The organism is Streptomyces sp. NPDC001709, assembly GCF_053596375.1.
In genome coordinates this window covers 1-2,174 of the sequence record NZ_JBSFGB010000136.1, presented here as the reverse complement: position 1 = coordinate 2,174, position 2,174 = coordinate 1, and the positions used below count along the sequence as shown (strand labels likewise).

Below are 2,174 nucleotides of genomic sequence, written 5' to 3'. Positions count from 1 at the left end.
GAGCGTGGTCTGCCGAGTGGTGCTGCCCTGGTGGTGGTGGATGAGGACGAGGAGCTGGCCGGGCTGCCGGTCGGTGACCCGGGGGTGGAGAGCCGGCCGGAGCAGCTTGCGTACGTGATGTACACGTCGGGCTCGACCGGGCGTCCCAAGGGGGTGGCGGTCACCCACCGGGATGTGCTGGACCTGGTGGCGGACGGCATGTTCGGCGCGGGTGCGCACGATCGGGTGCTGATGGTGGCTCCGTACGCGTTCGATCCTTCGACCTACGAACTGTGGGTGCCGCTGCTGCACGGCGGGCGGACGGTCGTGACGCCTGAAGGCGATCTGAGTGTGGCGACGCTGGCCCGGCTGATCGCTGAGGAGGAGATCACCGGGCTTCAGGTGACGGCGGGTCTGTTCCGGGTGATGGCCGAGGAGGACCCGGGCTGCTTCGTCAACGTGCGCGAGGTGATCACCGGTGGTGATGTGATCTCCCCGACCGCAGTACGCCGGGTGCTGGAACACTGCCCCAACACCGTCGTGCGGTCGACGTACGGTCCGACCGAGACCACGCTGTTCGCCACTCAGTACCCGTGGAAGGCTGCCGACGACGTGCCGGCGCCGGTGCCGGTCGGCCGTCCGCTGGACGGCATGCGGGCCTACATCCTGGATGGCGACCTGCAGCCGGTTCCGGCAGGAGAGGCTGGGGAGCTTTACTTGGCGGGTGCGGGGTTGGCCCGGGGCTACTTCGGGCGTGCGGATCTGACCGCGGAGCGGTTCGTGGCCGACCCCTTCGGCCCGGCCGGAAGCCGCATGTACCGCACCGGCGACCTGGCCCGCTGGTCCGGCGAAGGCCTGCTGGAATTCGTCGGCCGGGTCGACGACCAGGTCAAGATCCGCGGCTTCCGCATCGAACTCGGCGAGATCGAAGCCGTACTGGGCCGCTTCCCAGGACTGGCGCAGGTCGCCGTCATAGCTCGTGAGGACCAGCCCGGCGACAAACGCCTCGTGGCCTACGTGGTCGCCCAGGCCGGCACCGACACTGTAGACACCGAAGCCCTGCGTGCGCACGCGGCCGGTCTGCTGCCGGAATACATGGTCCCCTCCGCGTTCACGGTCCTCGACCGGCTCCCGCTGACCACCAACGGCAAACTGGACCGGCGGGCTCTGCCGGCACCCGTGTACGAAGCCGCCCTGGCCGGGCGGGGTCCGCGGACCCCGCAGGAGGAGATCCTGTGCGGCCTGTTCGCCGATATCCTCGGAGTCCCGACAGTCGGAATCGACGACAACTTCCTGGCACTGGGCGGCCACTCCCTCCTCGCGACCCGCCTGGTCAGCCGCATCCGATCGACCCTGGGCATCGAACTATCAGTAACGACCCTCTTCGAGGCCCCCACGGTCGCCGCCCTCACCGACCGGCTCGCGGAAGCGGACTCGGCCAGGCCTGCACTGACCGCGATGGAGCGCCCGGCACGGATCCCGCTGTCACCCGGACAGAACCGCCTCTGGTTCCTCAACAAACTGGAAAGGGCGAGTGGCACTTACATCCTCCCGCTCGCAGTACGACTTTCAGGGGAACTCGATCGAGCAGCTCTGGAAGCGGCGATAGCCGATGTGATCGGCCGACACGAGAGCCTGCGGACGGTGTTCCCGGAGGTCGACGGGGAGCCTCGGCAGCTCATTCTCCCGCCCGACCAGGTCCGCCCTGAGCTGCCTGTGGTGGAGGTCGAGGCAGCGGACCTGGACGAGGCACTTCGAGCGGCCGGCATCACCGCCTTCGATGTCACGGTCGATCTGCCGCTGCGGGCCCGGCTGTTCGCCACCGGCCCGGACCACCACGTCCTGCTCCTGGTACAGCATCACATCGCGAACGACGGCTGGTCGCTGGCCCCGCTGGCCCGTGACATCAGCCTTGCTTACGCCGCACGGTGCGCGGGTACCGCGCCGACCTGGTCACCGTTGCCCGTGCAGTACGCCGACTTCACGTTGTGGCACCGCGATCTCCTCGGGTCGGAAGACGATCCCGGTTCTCTGGCGAGTGAGCAACTGACCTTCTGGAAGCGGACACTTCAGGGCATCCCCGACCAGCTTGAGCTGCCCTTCGACCGTCCTCGGCCGAAGGTGGCCGACTATGGCGGCGACACCGTCCCGATCAGGATCGACGCCGAGCTGCACCGTGCGCTGCTGGGCCTGGC

At 68.7% G+C, this 2,174-nt stretch carries 1 protein-coding gene; it reads left to right on the top strand.

The features are described from left to right. Positions 1 to 36: 36 nt before the first annotated feature. A partial coding sequence (locus ACWC0C_RS48265) for an amino acid adenylation domain-containing protein (protein WP_450871539.1) occupies positions 37 to 2,174 on the top strand: 2,138 nt, incomplete at its 3' end.